The sequence below is a fragment of the Canicola haemoglobinophilus genome (genome assembly GCF_002015075.1).
Classification (GTDB): domain Bacteria; phylum Pseudomonadota; class Gammaproteobacteria; order Enterobacterales; family Pasteurellaceae; genus Canicola; species Canicola haemoglobinophilus.
This window is the reverse complement of sequence record NZ_MUXZ01000018.1, coordinates 1-15076: the sequence shown is the minus strand read 5'-3', so window position 1 is coordinate 15076 and position 15076 is coordinate 1. Positions and strand designations below refer to the sequence as shown.

24 protein-coding genes are annotated in these 15076 nt (G+C 37.7%); 2 read left to right on the top strand and 22 right to left on the bottom strand.

What is annotated here, in order from left to right:
* The first annotated feature begins 99 nt into the window (after positions 1 to 99).
* A complete protein-coding gene (lpxH, locus tag B0186_RS06565) occupies positions 100 to 804 on the top strand; it encodes a UDP-2,3-diacylglucosamine diphosphatase (RefSeq protein ID WP_078218580.1) in 705 nt (234 codons plus the stop codon).
* 58 nt (positions 805 to 862) lie between these two features.
* On the opposite strand, the gene uvrD is transcribed toward lpxH, so the two are convergent.
* The gene (gene uvrD, locus B0186_RS06560) at positions 863 to 3043 is read right to left on the bottom strand and encodes a DNA helicase II (protein ID WP_078218579.1); all 2181 of its coding nucleotides are present in this window, start codon (positions 3041 to 3043) and stop codon (positions 863 to 865) included.
* Between the two features lie 271 nt (positions 3044 to 3314).
* On the opposite strand from uvrD, the gene B0186_RS06555 reads away from it, so the two are divergent.
* Entirely contained in the window at positions 3315 to 3749 is a 435-nt protein-coding gene (locus B0186_RS06555) for a hypothetical protein (RefSeq protein ID WP_078218578.1), read from the top strand.
* A gap of 895 nt (positions 3750 to 4644) precedes the next feature.
* Here the strand turns inward: B0186_RS06555 and B0186_RS06550 are convergent.
* From B0186_RS06550 to B0186_RS06460, 21 genes are all read right to left on the bottom strand, one after another.
* Complete coding sequence (locus tag B0186_RS06550) at positions 4645 to 5040, bottom strand: helix-turn-helix domain-containing protein (RefSeq protein WP_078218577.1); 396 nt, start codon at positions 5038 to 5040, stop codon at positions 4645 to 4647.
* A gap of 35 nt (positions 5041 to 5075) precedes the next feature.
* Positions 5076 to 5342, bottom strand: a complete 267-nt coding sequence (locus B0186_RS06545; protein WP_235817196.1) for a type II toxin-antitoxin system RelE family toxin — start codon at positions 5340 to 5342, stop codon at positions 5076 to 5078.
* Between the two features lie 200 nt (positions 5343 to 5542).
* A complete protein-coding gene (locus B0186_RS06540; RefSeq protein WP_078218575.1) occupies positions 5543 to 7744 on the bottom strand; it encodes a DUF927 domain-containing protein in 2202 nt (733 codons plus the stop codon).
* Between the two features lie 2 nt (positions 7745 to 7746).
* Positions 7747 to 7881 carry a hypothetical protein gene (locus B0186_RS12140; protein ID WP_268875284.1) on the bottom strand — a complete coding sequence of 45 codons (135 nt, stop codon included), beginning with the start codon at positions 7879 to 7881 and terminating at the stop codon, positions 7747 to 7749.
* Between the two features lie 238 nt (positions 7882 to 8119).
* A complete protein-coding gene (locus B0186_RS11665) occupies positions 8120 to 8272 on the bottom strand; it encodes a hypothetical protein (protein ID WP_158077967.1) in 153 nt (50 codons plus the stop codon).
* Positions 8273 to 8365: 93 nt separating this feature from the next.
* Positions 8366 to 8638 carry a hypothetical protein gene (locus B0186_RS06535; protein ID WP_078218574.1) on the bottom strand — a complete coding sequence of 91 codons (273 nt, stop codon included), beginning with the start codon at positions 8636 to 8638 and terminating at the stop codon, positions 8366 to 8368.
* Positions 8625 to 8876, bottom strand: a complete 252-nt coding sequence (locus tag B0186_RS06530; RefSeq protein ID WP_078218573.1) for a hypothetical protein — start codon at positions 8874 to 8876, stop codon at positions 8625 to 8627. The genes B0186_RS06535 and B0186_RS06530 overlap by 14 nt, the downstream gene beginning before the upstream one ends.
* Positions 8869 to 9099, bottom strand: a complete 231-nt coding sequence (locus B0186_RS06525; RefSeq protein ID WP_078218572.1) for a hypothetical protein — start codon at positions 9097 to 9099, stop codon at positions 8869 to 8871. Before B0186_RS06525 ends, B0186_RS06530 begins: the two co-directional genes overlap by 8 nt.
* On the bottom strand, positions 9092 to 9559 hold the full coding sequence (locus B0186_RS06520; RefSeq protein WP_235817195.1) for a hypothetical protein: 468 nt from the start codon (positions 9557 to 9559) through the stop codon (positions 9092 to 9094). Before B0186_RS06520 ends, B0186_RS06525 begins: the two co-directional genes overlap by 8 nt.
* Positions 9560 to 9787: 228 nt before the next feature.
* A complete protein-coding gene (locus B0186_RS06515) occupies positions 9788 to 10063 on the bottom strand; it encodes a hypothetical protein (RefSeq protein WP_078218570.1) in 276 nt (91 codons plus the stop codon).
* Positions 10047 to 10346 (bottom strand): hypothetical protein, encoded by a 300-nt coding sequence (locus B0186_RS06510; RefSeq protein ID WP_078218569.1) that lies wholly within the window; start codon positions 10344 to 10346, stop codon positions 10047 to 10049. The genes B0186_RS06515 and B0186_RS06510 overlap by 17 nt, the downstream gene beginning before the upstream one ends.
* Positions 10339 to 10596, bottom strand: coding sequence for a hypothetical protein (locus tag B0186_RS06505; protein WP_143411932.1), 258 nt, complete (start codon positions 10594 to 10596; stop codon positions 10339 to 10341). Before B0186_RS06505 ends, B0186_RS06510 begins: the two co-directional genes overlap by 8 nt.
* Positions 10557 to 11087, bottom strand: a complete 531-nt coding sequence (locus B0186_RS06500; protein WP_078218567.1) for an ash family protein — start codon at positions 11085 to 11087, stop codon at positions 10557 to 10559. Before B0186_RS06500 ends, B0186_RS06505 begins: the two co-directional genes overlap by 40 nt.
* A 24-nt stretch (positions 11088 to 11111) precedes the next feature.
* Positions 11112 to 11351, bottom strand: a complete 240-nt coding sequence (locus B0186_RS06495; protein WP_078218566.1) for a hypothetical protein — start codon at positions 11349 to 11351, stop codon at positions 11112 to 11114.
* Positions 11352 to 11520: 169 nt separating this feature from the next.
* On the bottom strand, positions 11521 to 11706 hold the full coding sequence (locus B0186_RS06490) for a hypothetical protein (protein WP_078218565.1): 186 nt from the start codon (positions 11704 to 11706) through the stop codon (positions 11521 to 11523).
* Positions 11707 to 11784: 78 nt separating this feature from the next.
* Positions 11785 to 12231, bottom strand: coding sequence for an antA/AntB antirepressor family protein (locus B0186_RS06485; protein WP_078218564.1), 447 nt, complete (start codon positions 12229 to 12231; stop codon positions 11785 to 11787).
* A gap of 4 nt (positions 12232 to 12235) precedes the next feature.
* A complete protein-coding gene (locus tag B0186_RS06480; protein WP_078218563.1) occupies positions 12236 to 12577 on the bottom strand; it encodes a hypothetical protein in 342 nt (113 codons plus the stop codon).
* A 9-nt stretch (positions 12578 to 12586) separates the two neighbouring features.
* Positions 12587 to 13273, bottom strand: coding sequence for a Rha family transcriptional regulator (locus tag B0186_RS06475; protein WP_078218562.1), 687 nt, complete (start codon positions 13271 to 13273; stop codon positions 12587 to 12589).
* A gap of 8 nt (positions 13274 to 13281) precedes the next feature.
* Positions 13282 to 13530, bottom strand: coding sequence for a helix-turn-helix domain-containing protein (locus B0186_RS06470; RefSeq protein ID WP_078218561.1), 249 nt, complete (start codon positions 13528 to 13530; stop codon positions 13282 to 13284).
* 10 nt (positions 13531 to 13540) lie between these two features.
* The gene (locus B0186_RS06465; protein WP_078218560.1) at positions 13541 to 13738 is read right to left on the bottom strand and encodes a helix-turn-helix transcriptional regulator; all 198 of its coding nucleotides are present in this window, start codon (positions 13736 to 13738) and stop codon (positions 13541 to 13543) included.
* Between the two features lie 183 nt (positions 13739 to 13921).
* Positions 13922 to 14917, bottom strand: coding sequence for a hypothetical protein (locus tag B0186_RS06460; RefSeq protein WP_078218559.1), 996 nt, complete (start codon positions 14915 to 14917; stop codon positions 13922 to 13924).
* Between the last annotated feature and the right edge of the window lie 159 nt (positions 14918 to 15076).

Here is a 15076-nt window from a genome sequence, read left to right as displayed (position 1 = left end):
ACCCTCAAAAATTTGCCCAAGTATAGCGAAAATCTAAAAATAAGTGTAGAAAAGCAGAAAAAAATGCTAGGCTAGCGCAAATATTTTTAGGACTTTAGCATGAAAAAAACATTCTTTATTGCCGATCTACATCTCAGCGAAAACCAACCGCACTTAACAGATCTCTTTGTACAATTTATGCAAACACAAGCGCCACAAGCAGAAAAACTTTATATTTTAGGCGATTTATTTGATTTTTGGATTGGTGATGATGAGCAATCAGCGCTTATCGAAACAGTACGCCAACAAATATCACAGCTCACTCAACAGGGTATTCCTTGCTATTTTATCCATGGAAACCGCGATTTTTTGCTAGGACAAGGTTTTGCCAAAAGCTGCGGAATGGAATTATTACCAACTTATCAGATCATTGATCTATACGGTGAAAAAGTACTTATTTGTCATGGCGATACCCTCTGTACCGACGATCTTGCTTACCAACAATACCGCAAAAAAGTACAACAAAAATGGCTACAATGGCTGTTTTTGCGTTTACCATTAAAAGTGCGGTTAAAAATTGCGGAAAAAATTCGTCAAAAAAGTAAAACAGATAAAGCGTACAAAAAAGTGGAAATCATGGATGTTAATCAACATTTTGTTGAACAGACAATGCTGCAGTTTAAAGTCAATATCCTTATTCATGGGCATACACACAAACAAAATATTCATCAAATTCCACCGCACTTGACTCGCATTGTGTTAGGGGATTGGGGACCAACTGCTTCTATTTTAGAAGTATCCTCAAATGGCGTTCAGTTCATCTAATTGATACATATCAAACAAAAAGAGAGCGAAAGACTCTCTTTTAGTACTAGTAACTAAATTACAGTTTTTCCAATTTAGCTAAATGGGCGATCAACCATTTAATCCCCTGCCCCTGAAAAGCGATTTGTAATCGGGTATTATTATCAGCACCCTCAACATTAATCACGGTTCCTTGACCAAATTTCTCATGTTTCACTTTTTGCCCCACTTTCCAAGCACTATCAGACACATTATTTTTTGCGATAGAACCTACCGCACTTTGATTATAGGCTCGAGTGACTTTACCGCGTAAACGCACCTCTTGAATACATTCTTTTGGTAACTCTGCAATAAAGCGTGAAGGAATATGCTTTTCATCTTTACCATATAAGCGGCGTAGCTCTGCATAACATAAAGTCAATTTCTGCTTAGCTCGAGTAATACCCACATAAGCCAAACGGCGCTCTTCTTCTAAACGCTCCAGATCTTCGCCAGAACGAAAACTAGGGAAAAGTCCCTCTTCCATACCAACGATAAATACTCGTGGAAATTCTAATCCTTTCGCTGAATGTAAAGTCATCATTTGTACACAAGATTGGTGTGGTGCAGCTTGTTCTTCACCAGCCTCCAAAGAAGCATGCGTTAAAAATGCGACCAAATCAGACATATCCTCCGCCTCACTTGGTTTCACAAACTCTCTTGTGGCAGTAACCAATTCCTCTAAGTTCTCAATCCGCACTTCCCCTTTATCGCCTTTTTCCTGTTTATACATTTCATATAAACCAGAATGTTTAATCACGAAATCTGTTTGAGCAAATAAAGGCATTTCTGCGGTTTCTTGTTGTAAAGAATTAATTAACTCAATAAAGCGCAACAAAGAGGTAATTGAGCGAGCAGGAATTAATTGTCCCTGAATTGCAAGTTGGGTTGCTTGCCATAATGTAATTTGCCGTTCACGAGTTAAATTGCGCAAAATATCTAAAGTGCGGTCGCCAATTCCTCTCGGTGGTGTATTTACTACTCGCTCAAAAGCTGCATCATCTTGTCGATTGGCAATCAAACGCAAATAGGCTAAAGCATCTTTAATCTCTTGGCGCTCAAAAAAGCGCATACCTCCATAAATACGATAAGGGATTTTTGCGCGTAGAAATGCTTCTTCAATCACACGAGATTGGCTATTGCTACGATATAACACTGCACAATCATCAAATTTACCGCCATTATCCAACCAACTTTGCACCTGACTAGAAACAAACAAGGCTTCATCTAGCTCATTGAATGCCGCATAAATGCCCACTGGCTCGCCTTTGTTCCCAGAAGTCCAAAGATCTTTACCTAAACGCTTACTGTTATTAGAGATCAACTCATTTGCACTTTCTAGAATATTGCCAGTTGAACGATAGTTTTGTTCCAAACGAATAATTTCAGCTTTAGCAAAATCCTTAAGAAAACGATGAATATTTTCTACTTGTGCACCTCGCCAGCCATAGATAGATTGATCATCATCGCCAACAATCATCACTTTACTTTGTGTTCCAGCAAGCAATTTAATCCAAGCATATTGAATTTTATTGGTATCTTGAAATTCATCCACCAAAATATGCTGAAAACGATGTTGATAATGGTGCAAAATATGCGGATTTTTCAACCATAATTCATAAGCTCGCAATAACAATTCTGGAAAATCAACTAAACCAGCACGATCGCAAGCATCTTGATAAATTTTATAAATTTTTATCCACTCTCGTTCTTGGCGATCATTATTATCTTCAATTTGCTCTGGGCGTAATCCTTCCTCTTTTTTATTATTGATGTACCAGCAGGCTTGTTTATAAGGAAAGGTCTTTTCATCATATTGATGTAATTTCATCAAACGTTTAACTAAACGCAACTGATCTTCACTGTCTAAAATCTGAAAATCTTGTGGCAATGCAGCATCAGCATAATGGGCACGTAATAAGCGATTGGCGATGCTGTGGAAAGTTCCAATCCACATACCAAATAAACGTTGATTAGAGTATCGAGCTAACGTTGCTTCAATACGATGACGCATTTCTGCTGCCGCTTTATTAGTGAAGGTTACCGCCATAATGCTTGATTCTGGCACGTTTTCCACCGCACTTAGCCATGCCACACGATAGGTCAACACCCGAGTTTTCCCGCTACCAGCCCCAGCTAGCACGAGATAATTCCCTAAAGGTGCAGCAACAGCATTACGCTGTTTATCATTGAGCTCATCAAGTAATTCTGAAATATCCATTTTTATCCACATATCTGTTTTTTTATACAGTTAAATTATAGTGAATTTAATAGGAAAAACAAGATAAGTAATAAATTAAAGCATAAAGGAGCAGAAAATAAATAATCCAACAACCTAGTTAAAATTGTGACAAATTTTTCTAAAAGCGTTTCTGTAGCTTATTCTAGATCAAGGTACAAATAAGATGAAAGGCAGACATTTCTTTAAAACAGGACCTAATACAGCGAAAGAAAGAACTTTATGAACGATTGAGCGAACCGTTGAAGGAGAAATGATCACATATACGAGACATTTTAGAAACTCCATTATTATTTTTAGCTATACGTTAATCTTGCAAAAAAAATCTTTGGGAACACCTTATTTTTCAGGGTCTGGCAAGTTTTTAGCTATACGATTTTTTGTAATTATGTTGTTTTTTGTTATCCGTATAGTTAAGCGTATAGTTAAAATTCGTTGCTGTAAACATATAAAAACGGATAAACACGAAAGAACACAAAAAGAGAAAGCACGGATAAAGCCTTATCTGATAAGGGTTCACTTTATAAATGCGAAAGAAAACGAAAGAAAAAAAAGACCGCAAATTTGCGATCTTTCTGTTTTTGGTGCTGAGGAGAGACTTGAACTAGACCACTTAAAGCCTTATGCCATAAGGGTTTGTTATTTTAAGCACTGCAAAGTTACCCCCATTTGTACCCTTAAAAAGTAAAGGTACCCCCTAAAACGTCTATTTTTTAATCATTTTATTAATTACTACTTCCACCAACAAAAAAGGGATTATTTAGTCATTATGAAGGGTGATGCTTTTGAGTAAGTCATAAATCAAAAAATGATTTTCAAGCGCTCTTTTTTGGATAAATCATCAATGCTATTTTTGAAAATATCAGAAATTCCTATTTTTAACTGATAGTAAATAATAAACAGAAAATCATGGCTATTGTTAACTTTCATCACTTTTATTTTGTAATATGTGAAAAAAGTCGTAGTCCAGATAGTCCAAATAGTCCAGTTCCTTATAAATCAATGACTTACAAGCGACCTCTGGACTATTTTGTCTCATTCTGGACTATTTTCGGGGTGGTTCTGGACTATTTCTGGACTATTTTTTTCGTCTTTTTGTCCTATTTTTCTCTGAACTGACTAAAAATAAGCTAATTTTCAGGTGGTGGATATGTTGTCTTATTATGTCGATTATTTACTATTAAGAAATAAAAATAGCTCTGTAAGGCTCTTTTTTTTATATTTATCGGGCTCAAATTGGGCTTGTTATCGTCTCCTTAATTTTAAGGGTGCGTCTGCGTAAAATTCCGCAGATGGTTCAGCCGATCCAAAATTGGATTGGTTCAAAATTGAGCTTTTACTTCCCCCACTGGGGTAAGTTAAATTTTTGACTGGTTCAGTAATTTTTTTGAATTTCTAAGCATCATCATCTTTTGATATTCTCTTTCGCAATAGGCGATTTGTTTCGCAGTTTTGCTATATCAAAATTGCAATTAAGCCTTATCTGATAAGGGTTTGATAATTTCGCAGTTTTAATCCATATTTCGCAGTTATCTTAGACAAAAAGGGCTATAAAGCCCTTTCTTGTTGGTGGTGGATTGTGATTAATACATCTGTTCTACTTCACATTCATAGATTGCTGCGAACTTCTCTAAGGTTTTCTTCTGCGGTTTATTGTCGGGCTGTTCCATTTGTGAAATAGCCCCTTGAGTGATGCCAACTTTAGCAGCAACATCTTGCTGTGATAGCCCTCTATAGATACGCCATGCGCCTAAAAGGTTTATATTGTTCTCGTGCTTGATTTTGACAACATCAAAAGGGATAGTAACCGCATCATTATCATCTTTTTCATAGGGTACATCTTGCCACTCCTCGCTATCATCTTCTTCAATTCTAAAGCCGTACTCATCAACCTCTACCAGTTTTTCAAACTCTGCTATAGGTAAAATCACATATAAAGGCTTTCCGCTGTCATCTCTGATATATTGTAAATTACTCATTGTCTTGCTCCTGTGTTTATAGGGCTTTTATCGCCCTAATTGTAAGTTCTTTCATCTCGCTTTTTAATTTCTTGAATTTCTATTATTCGCGGCTCTCCCTCTATCCACTCAAACAAAATTCTATACCTTCCAACTCTAGCCCTGTACTTGCTCACATACCCTTTTAATTTAGTTATATCTAGCACTACATCAGGAAAGTTAGTTAGCGTTGAGATAGTTTCAATAATTGCTTTTTTATATCTACTATCAATTCTTTCAAGCTGTTTATCTGCTTTTGAAGTAATGATAATTTTATTATTCATTGCACTAGCCTTCATTTGCCTTTCATGCTTTATATTATAAGCAAACAATCTAATAAATACAATATAAAACTAATAATTAATCTAATAAATTATTTTTTATCTAATAATGTTTAGCTCTAAAATAAAAAAGCCCTGTTTGATAACAAGGCTTAATATGATAATTCCTCGCGCGCGCGTACTGCTGACAAAACTCAATAACTTTATTGTATCGCCTGTTCTTCCTCATTGCTTTCATCTAGTGGATAAAGTAAAAAGCATCTAGTGCGATTGCTGTCAACGTTAGACGGCAAACGGGTGGTAAAATAGCTTTTCTCGCTCTTGTGTAACATGCCCTTACCGATTAATATCTCACAAGCCTGTTTCTTTGAGTGCCCTTTTATTGCCTCGTCAAAAGCCAGTTTATACACAAAAAAATGTTCTTTGGGGTTTTTGTCGGTTTCAAGCATACGATAGCCAGCAACATCCCTAATGTTGCTTTGATTGGGATTAATTGGGAACTCAATGAAACGGCTTTCAGCATTTGCCAGTAGCCAACCGTTAACATGCTCTATCAGTTGGGTTTCTTTCTTAGAATGAAAGCCGTATATATTGACCCATTCATTAAAGCACTGAAGAACACTTTCGCTTATATCTTCCTTTTGCCAACCTGTTAAAAAACGTGATAAATGCAAGGCTGTTTCAATAGTTGCGAACCTTGTCACCACTCTAAACACTTGTGGATCTGCATCTGTTGGCGGACGTGCTAGCCATTTCTTGCTTATTTCCGCATAAAGTGCGGTGCATTTTGCTTGATTATTGGTATCACTAAGCCATTTAATCCATTCACGCCCCACAATGCCATAATGCTCAAGCACTGCCATATTCAAATAATCAGCGTGCGCCCTTGCGTTCTCAAACTGATGAAAATGCTTTGTATGAATAAACGGGATATTCAAAAGCCTAACAAGCTGTCCAGGGTTTATTTTTATGCCTTTCTTGGCGAGCATCGTTTCTAAGTCTTCTTCGCCAGTAGAAAGTGCGGTAACACTCCAACGCTTTAATTCTCGATTGCCTTCGTCCTTGTCGCCCCTGTTTCTGCCCACGCCATTAAAAAGCGTATAAGCGATTTTCTCAGCGTGTTTTACTTCGCCTTGACTAATCTCATCAATGCCAATAAAGCCGTTATTGTGTGCCACTGCTTCATTTGTCATTGCATAGTCTGTCGTGTTCCATGTGAGCATGGTTTCTTTTGGGTGTCCGTAAATGCTATTTACTAGTTTTAGTGTTGTGGTTTTCCCTCTGCTGCTGTCCTCAAATAAATGCACCCCGAAGCTATCCGCATTTAACAAGCTAATCAAAGGCGCACTAAAGCCAACGCCAAGGGCTAACATCATTGATGCATTTTTATTGATTGGGTTTGCTATATGCTCTCGCCAACTTTCCGCACTGCCTTTTGTGGTATAGCCTGTTTTAGTCGATGATTTACTGTTGAAGATAACGGGATTTTCTGGTTGTCCTATTACTTCGCCACTTGGCAAGATATAAGCGCCATTTTGCCAACCTGTCGCATTGGCAACCGTCCATAAGGTGCGGCTCCCTCCGCATTGCAAATAATCGGCTAATTCATTGCGCAAGGCGGTTTTATTGGTTACCTTCAAGCCATTGCTTTTAAGCTGTTTCCAGCCTTCTTTCTCGCCTAAATCCTCAAGGGCTAGCGCATAGGTTATCTTGCTCTCTGCTTGCTCTGGTTTCCATTGCAAGACAATATAATTGCGCTCATCACTTCGCCCTATGCCTACAACCTCCACTTCATCACATAGCCATTTCTCAACCTCGTGAAATTCGCCTGTGTTTTTGTTGTATGTGGGGATAACTTGAAATAGCCCCTCCATGCCGTTTACATTGCGTTTTTCAATATAAGGCTTAGTTTTGTCTATCTGCTCGGCTACATCGTCCCCTTGCGCCAATGCTGCGATATTTTGCGCATTTTCTACCGCACTTTCATCACTGCGTAACCTTTGAATATAAGCGCTCGCATCTTCCACCACCTCGCCCGCAATATCTCTAAATTTAACAATCTCCGCTTGTGTGTTGATGGCCAGATTTAAGCAAATAGCCGTCTTTTGCTCCTCAGTTAATGCACCACATATCACAATACTAATATATTTGCGGTTACTGGGTGCCAATTGATAGGCTTGAATATTGTCTAGCTGTTTATTGGCAAGTATTACGGGCTGTTCTTTGTAGCTCATATTGAAAGCATCGCATAAGAAAAGCCATGCGCTCCCCTTGCCGTCTTCTCTTTTGTTGTTGCGGTAGCTTGTCCAACTTTCCGCACCCGCTAAAATAAAAAACTCATCAAGCGCTGTGCCTTCTGAATTGTCTACTTTTGACAACAAAGGCGCATTAATTAATTTGCTCATTGCTAGCCCTCCAAGTCGTTTTTATTGTCAAAGTGTTCTAGTTTGTTGCCGTTTTCGTCCACCAGCACCACGTAATCAGCTATTTCTGTGAACTTATCGCCTAAATAGCTCAACACCTCTAGGCTTTCTTTCATCATTGCTACATGCTCTTTTGATTGCTCGGCTGTATAGCTATTCAAGCGTTTAATTAAATAGCGTGCAGTAGCTAGCCTTTTTGCTATCTCTGCGCACTCTTGCGCCTGTTTGCGTTTATGATGATAGTCATCAGGGAAATTCAGCTTGCAACGTTCAATCGCTTGCTTAGTTAACTCAAATAATCGGTTAGTCTGCGATAATGTAAATCTAAAGGGCGTAGATTGAGCTGTATTAGCACTTTTAGCTTTTGCCTTTGTTAGGCCGTTTATTTGCTAAATCTTCGCCATGCGCTTTATATTGTGTTTTTGAGGTATGCTCTTTTTTGTTGGTGGACGGCTTAAACCGTCCTTTCCATTGGTTTAAATCGCTCAAGGCGTTAATAGTCGTTCTCATTTGTCCCCCTGTAAAATAAATCTAGCTACATCTAAATCATGGATAGTTTTCTGTTGGAAATTGCTAAACATCGGGAAAGCAATAGAAAAGTTTTTAATCACGCTTTGAGCCTCTTTTTTTCTTCACTGAATTGAGTAGAAAAGCCCTTGTTATATTTTCAACATTGGCAAGTTCACACATCAATAAAACTTCACTTTCTAGCATCGGCTCAATTCGTAATAATTCGCCTTTTTCAAGTAAAAAGGTTTCTTGAAATTTGCGTGCCTGTTGTTCCGTGTGTGCGATACGATAAATCACGGGGATTGTGAACTCTTTAAAAACAAAAGCCGTTAATAATTTCCAGTAGGTTTTATTATTGCCGTTCATCATTTCCCCCTTGTTGTGCTTTATGTATATTTTCCTCTCTGCACTCTTTTTTATATTCGGAACTTATTCCCATCATTTCATTAATGCGTCGATTATCTTTAGTTTCTGTCATTTCTATTGCTAGCCTTTGACCTTCGGTAATTGCATTTTTAACAGTTTCCTCAAGTTCTGGATTTGTTAATTCTGCGGATAATTCGGACGGGATAGGATAATCACTTTCTAAATATGAGTTATGCATCTTTCCCCCTTTTCTCAAAGTCAGGATTTAATCTAATCGCTTGTAATAAATGATTTAAACTATCTTGTAAAAGGCTCAAGCCATGATTGACTGTTTTATTTTCATCATTTTCAACATAGCGCTGTAAAAGTGTAATTTGTGCCGCTGTTTCCTCTAGCCTTTCGAGCATTAAATTTGTTCTAAAAGAGTGAAAATCATTGAGCTTATTAATTTGATTAAGCATATAAGCCCCCTTTATCATTGATACGTGCGACAAATAAAGCGTTAGATTGAAGATTTAATAGATTGCGTGCCTGTTGTTCTGAATTAGCACAGATAGCCAGTTTTAGACGGTTTTCGCCTAAGAGTAGGATAAATTTGAATAGCATTGGGATTGTTCTCTTTATAGTAATTAGTAAATGTGAATTGCTTTGCCCTAAAGGGTGTAGCAAGGCTTCAACTACCGCTATAAATCGGCTCGCCTTATTCGTGCGGATAAACTCCGCCTTATCTCGACGTATAGACCTTGCCACAAATTCAGATAAACAGATTGAGCTTAGTAGGCTCAAGCCATTGATGATAGGAATTTGAGGTAAAAAAATTCCGCAAGTCTTACGGGTGCGGTAACCGTTTATAGTGATAGTGCCGCCAATACTAACCGCACTTTGATTTTTTGGCAATACTGAAAATTTGATTTTTGTCATGTTTCTGTACCTTTTCAAACTCATTTAGGTTATAATCATGACGTTCTTTTTAGAACTTCATGAAATATTCTTTCCTATGAGTTAAGTTAAATTACTTTCGCCCTTGCCGTTTGGTTGAGGGCTTTTTTATTGGGTTATTTCCACTAAACTGGGTGTAATCTTGGTGCCGTAACCTTACCGTAACCTTACCGTTAAGGTGCCGTAATGGTGCCGTCCCTTAGTGTTGTTCTATCGTTTCGCCTTCAGCTCCAATCGCTTTAATAACCGTTCATTCTTTGTAATCTCTCCCTGTAAAAAATCGGTGTAGCATCGGCTTAATTCTGCTTTAAATTCGCCAATGCGCTCTTTTTGCAATGCGATAACCTCTTCTATTGGGAAAGGCTCGTTATCATCGTATAAGCTCATAAAGCGATATATTCCACCACCATTCAAATAATGCTTAATCGCTGTGGTTAATTGAAAACGCTTTGAAACTTTTGCTTTAATCTTAGTGGACCGTGTCATCTTCATAACCTCCACCAACAACACCATTCACAAGGTTAAAAAGTGCGGTCTGTATTTCGTCAATATCATCACAAGCATTAAGCAACTGCACCATAACAACATCTAATATATCGTCTTGTGTCATCTCTAGTTCATGCCCTTGCTCATTTACGACAATAATCGGCTTTTTATCCGCTAGACTATCAAGCAAGTTATAAGCGGTGCTTATTGTCGCCTTAATACCCTCTAAATCGGGCTTAAATGTATTTTCTTGGCTTACTTGATTATAATTTGTATTACTCATTGTCTAAATCCTCTCTATGCGTGGGATATTTGCTTTTTGCTTTACTTTCTGACTTAGTGCACTGGTTTAACCTTCGTTGTCTTTCTGCAAGCAAATTAGAAAGTCTGCGATAAATCCGCTCTTTTGCATTTTCTGCACGTTCTGCATGGTCTTTGTAGAGATTATTTTGAGCCATTGCTAAATCATCAATCATGCTGTTTAGCGTGCTTCTTAGCATTGGAATTTCTTTGTATAGGTTACGACTAGACATAAGCGCCCCCCTAAAGTGCGGTGATGATTTGGGTTAATGCGTGCGTAACAGATAGCACGGGTTAGATTTAGACGGTTGCGTGCTTGTTGCTCGCTGTTGGCTAAAATAGTGAGGTGTAGGCGGTTTTTGCCTAATAAAATGAATTTATAAAGCATTTTTGCGGTGTCCTTTTCTAACTTTAAAAGGCTTTCCGCTAGACTTGTCACGGTCGGGCGGTAAAGCATAAAGGGGTGACAAACTGCTAGAAAAGGAAAGCAGCCAACGCCTAGACGTTGCCCTTTACGCTCTACCATTGAGAATAGATCTATTGCTAGATTTATTTTAGGTGTGCGTAAATTACGAATAAAAAAACACGCTTGAGGCGTGCGATTATTCGCCTTTTCTTTTATCAGCTTGTCACGGCTGACATCTGTTTTTTTCAGATGCGGGGAAATAGTAGAAAATTGCCCGCACTTTGTAAAGTGATCTAAATCACATTTTTTTAAAATCATTGAAATAATCCTGTTATTTGATTGTTATTTGATTAATTTAGGCTTGTAGTGATTGCTGTTCGGCTCTTTTACATACTCATAAACGGTAATAGGGCTTTTATGGATTGTGATAGATTGATATTTATCAAAATCTAAGCCTATCTTGCGTAAGCCTTTGAATATCTGCCCTTTGTGCGTAAACTCCGCAATATCTTCATTATTGCCGTCTATGGTTTTGCCTGTTACCACATAAAAAGCCTTTAGTTTGCGTTTTGGTTTTTGCATCGTTCTAGCCATGTTTTAGTTACAACCTAAAAAACATGCCCCCCAGTCATAACAAGCCATAACAAGCCATAAAAGAAATTTGATAGGCTTTGTTCTTGCATTAGCTCTAGCATTTTAATTAGCTCCCTATTTATCGGTTAAACAACGGTTAAACAATGCGGTTTAAATTTCATTGCAACCCTTTCAACATCTCGCCTAATTGGTTCTTACGTTGATAAAAACTAGTAATATTCATATCCAATAAAAAGCGGTCTGCGGTTTCTAAATACTCAAGGCGTTCTAATTGCTCTGCATTAAGTGCATTTCTCGCATCGCCTTGTACTTTGTGGGCTTTCTTCCAGTGTGTAATATTCATTTCCACCACCAACGATAAAAGCATATTTGCTTCGTTGGTGTAGTGGTGTTTCTCGGTGCTTTTTCCTTGTCGGCTACGTTATCGTTCTAATGCTTGGCAAAGGCGAACAAAAGGCGTTTTGACTGCCTCTCGCTCTTTGTGCCAATGCTGCCTAATCTCGTTTAATAAATCGGGTGCAATCGCCTGTAGCGTTTCTTCACATCGGATAAAATACTGTCTAGCCAGTTTGCCTTGCTTGTTCTTCTCCACCATTGCAAGCTCTTTAGCCATTGAGAGAGTGATTAGATAATCTTTCTGGTTGTGTCCTCCTCGTCCTTTGCGTTTTTCGTTTGATAAATTTATCAAGCAAAAATAATCTTTATCCTTCTTGAACTCATAGGCTTTAATATTGTTTTTTATCCAGTTAGCAAACTCTTGTTTACTGCCTAAGAACTGCCACAATGTACGAGCATCGACTAGCTGTCTATCTTCGCCTTTGTGGTGCTGTGTGATGATTGGTAATATCTCTTTTAATTCGGTTTTCATTGGTTTAGTCCTCTTGGTTTTCTAAAATCGGTGCAGCTGCAACTTTTCTTACAAATAGTTTTAAAAAGCTCCCTAGATAGATAAAGGCTTGTAGCTTGTCCCATTCGGCTTGCTGTTCTTCCTCCGTCATGCTGTCTAGGTCTGCTTTGTGAATAACCGCACTTTTCATCACTTTGAAAAAGTCGCCCATTTCTTGCTTGAATTGTGCTTTTTGCTCCGCCGTCATAGGTGTCTGTTTTAGTGTGTCGCTCGCCACATCAAATAAAACAGTCAGTAAAGGGTATTGAGCAGCCATTTCTTCAATAGTTAAAAATACTGCATCAGGGTTTTTAGTTTCGGTTGTCATTGCCTTCCCCTATGCTGCAGTCTGTAGTTTTCTGAAGTAGTGCAATGCACTATTTTGTAACTGTGCTTTGCGTTGAATGTAGTTCATACCTAGCTTGAGCATGACCGCATTTTCAGATAACAACATATCCACAAGATTTAATTCATCTGCAGATAAAAACTGTCTTATATCCGCATCTACTGGATAGCCGTTATCCGCTAGCCATTTCTTACGGCTTTTACCTAGTGCCACCACATAAACGAGATTATTCTCACGGCTAAAGGCGTGCGGGTCGTCTTTGCCTGTTTGCTCTAATCGATATTGAATAGCGTCATTCATGCGGATTTGGTCGGCTTTTACATTCGCACGGTTATTTATCCAGTGTTTCATCTGGTTAAACTCTTTGATGTACTGCTCTTTAAATTGCATCGCTTTCTTGCCAGTAAAGCCCATAACTAGAAGTGTGAAACCGTCATAAGTCATTAGATACATCGGACGTTTTTCGCCTTTTTCATCGATATATTTAACGGGCTTAAAATTGAGCCGGTTAAATTCATCAGAACACCCTAGATTTTTAATAATCGCTAAAATGTTCTTATGCTGTTTATTGAAATAATGTGCGACTTTCAAACTATCCGTCATTGCTACCGTTTCTTTATGAAATACTTTAGGAAAAACTGCATTTAAAAGCGGTGTGTTTGGTGTGGTTGTCATCATTTCCCCCTTTAATCAGGCTCATTAATCAAGCGATAAAGCGCAACGCCCCCGTGCGGTTGCCCTGTATGGTCTAAACTTCTAATTCTTGTGGTTTCGATTTGATAGCCTTGCTCCCGTAACTCCTTGATACGAGGTGCAGGCGATACAATGCCCATTTGTCTAAAATCAAAAGTACTTGCGCTATGCTCCCTCAACACTTTCAAAATAGTTCTGCGTTGGGTTACCTTTGAATTGTCTTTAAGAACTCCATGCGCCATATATTCCCCCTTAATTTGCTACATAGTCCTCAATATCAGCCAAGCGCCAATGGGTAGAGCGTCCGCATTTTTTCGCCTGTGGGAACTCGCCTTTATGCATTAGCTTGTAAATTGTGGTGGTGGAAAAGCCTGTAATAGCTTTTACTTCTTCAATGTTTAATAATTGTTTTGCTTGTGGGGTGTTGGTGGTTTCGTTTAATGTTTCCATTGTTGCGTTCTCCTTTAAGTTGAGTGTTTAACTTGTGAATTGAATTTTGTTAGAACGCTTGAAAATAATCATCGCACGCGAAAACATTTTTTCGGCTGCGAAAATAACAGATTGATTTGAAAGGAATTTATGAAATAAAAAAACGCCCTTTCGTTTTGGGCGTGTAGTGAATTAATCAGTTAATCAGATTTTAGTTTTTTTGTTAGCTTTGGAAAAATACTCTTCGATTTTCCTTTGCTCTAAGCTGTGAGCGGTTTTATTTTGGTTTTGCCGATGTAGCAGAATTTCATTAATTAGATCGCCTTGCGTCCATTTTTTAGCTTTAGACTTAACCGCATTTAATACTTCGCCTAGTAAATAAAGAGAATTATCTAGCGTTAAATTGTTTTGATTGTCATCATCTAAACTGGATAGAAATTCGTTTAAGTGTTCTGTTTGAACAACGAAAAAAGCCCCCTCAATTTCACTTATACTAGGACAAGGATAAGTTAAAACTTTTTTATGAAATTGAAGGCTGTTTATCTTTTCTACGACATTAGTTTTTTTAATATAAGATAAATCAGATTGTGCGGTAGCTTGTTTTAAATCGCTTTTTATCTCTTTCTGTAATTTAATATGCTCATCTATATCTATTTTAGATTGTATTTCAAATGTATCACCGTTCTTATCTTTAACATAAAAGCCACATAATTTAATAACGTCGGCTTTTGGGAGTTTTTTTTCTTCGCTTAATTCCCATTGAATGTCTAATAATTCATTTCCTATAAGTTCTAATTCGTAAACTCCAGATAGTAATCTAGTTTCGTTAGAGCTTATTCTCATAAATCTACCATCTCTCAAAGGCTCTTCATTCAAAAAGCCTATTTTATCCAAGCGTTCTTTTAAAATGTCATCCAGCATATTGTCTAAATTAAGCTTCTCCTTAATTTTATTAACAAGCCCTCCCATTTGAAAAATAAAATCAGCTCCAATATTGAAATAAGTGCATTCTTCTCTTTTAACAAATTCGCATTTCTTTGCTGTTAAATCTATCGGAATACAAATAGATATTTTTAATTCTTCATCAACCCCTAATTGTAATACATCAGCTTTTGTTACTTTTTCATTTAGTTCAATGCTTAATCTTTCAGCTGTTTCTTCCAGCGTTAGCCATTTCTTTAATTTATAAATTTTTTTCATTTCTTCAATCCAATTATTAGATAAATATAATTGTTTTTAGCTGTGATGATTGTAGATTTAGAAGTGCCATAAAAACGCCCCTATACGTTGCCCTATCTAGTGAGGGTGCAACAAGGAACAGATAGGGCTATTCCCTTTCAGCTCGGTTAATTACTCCTA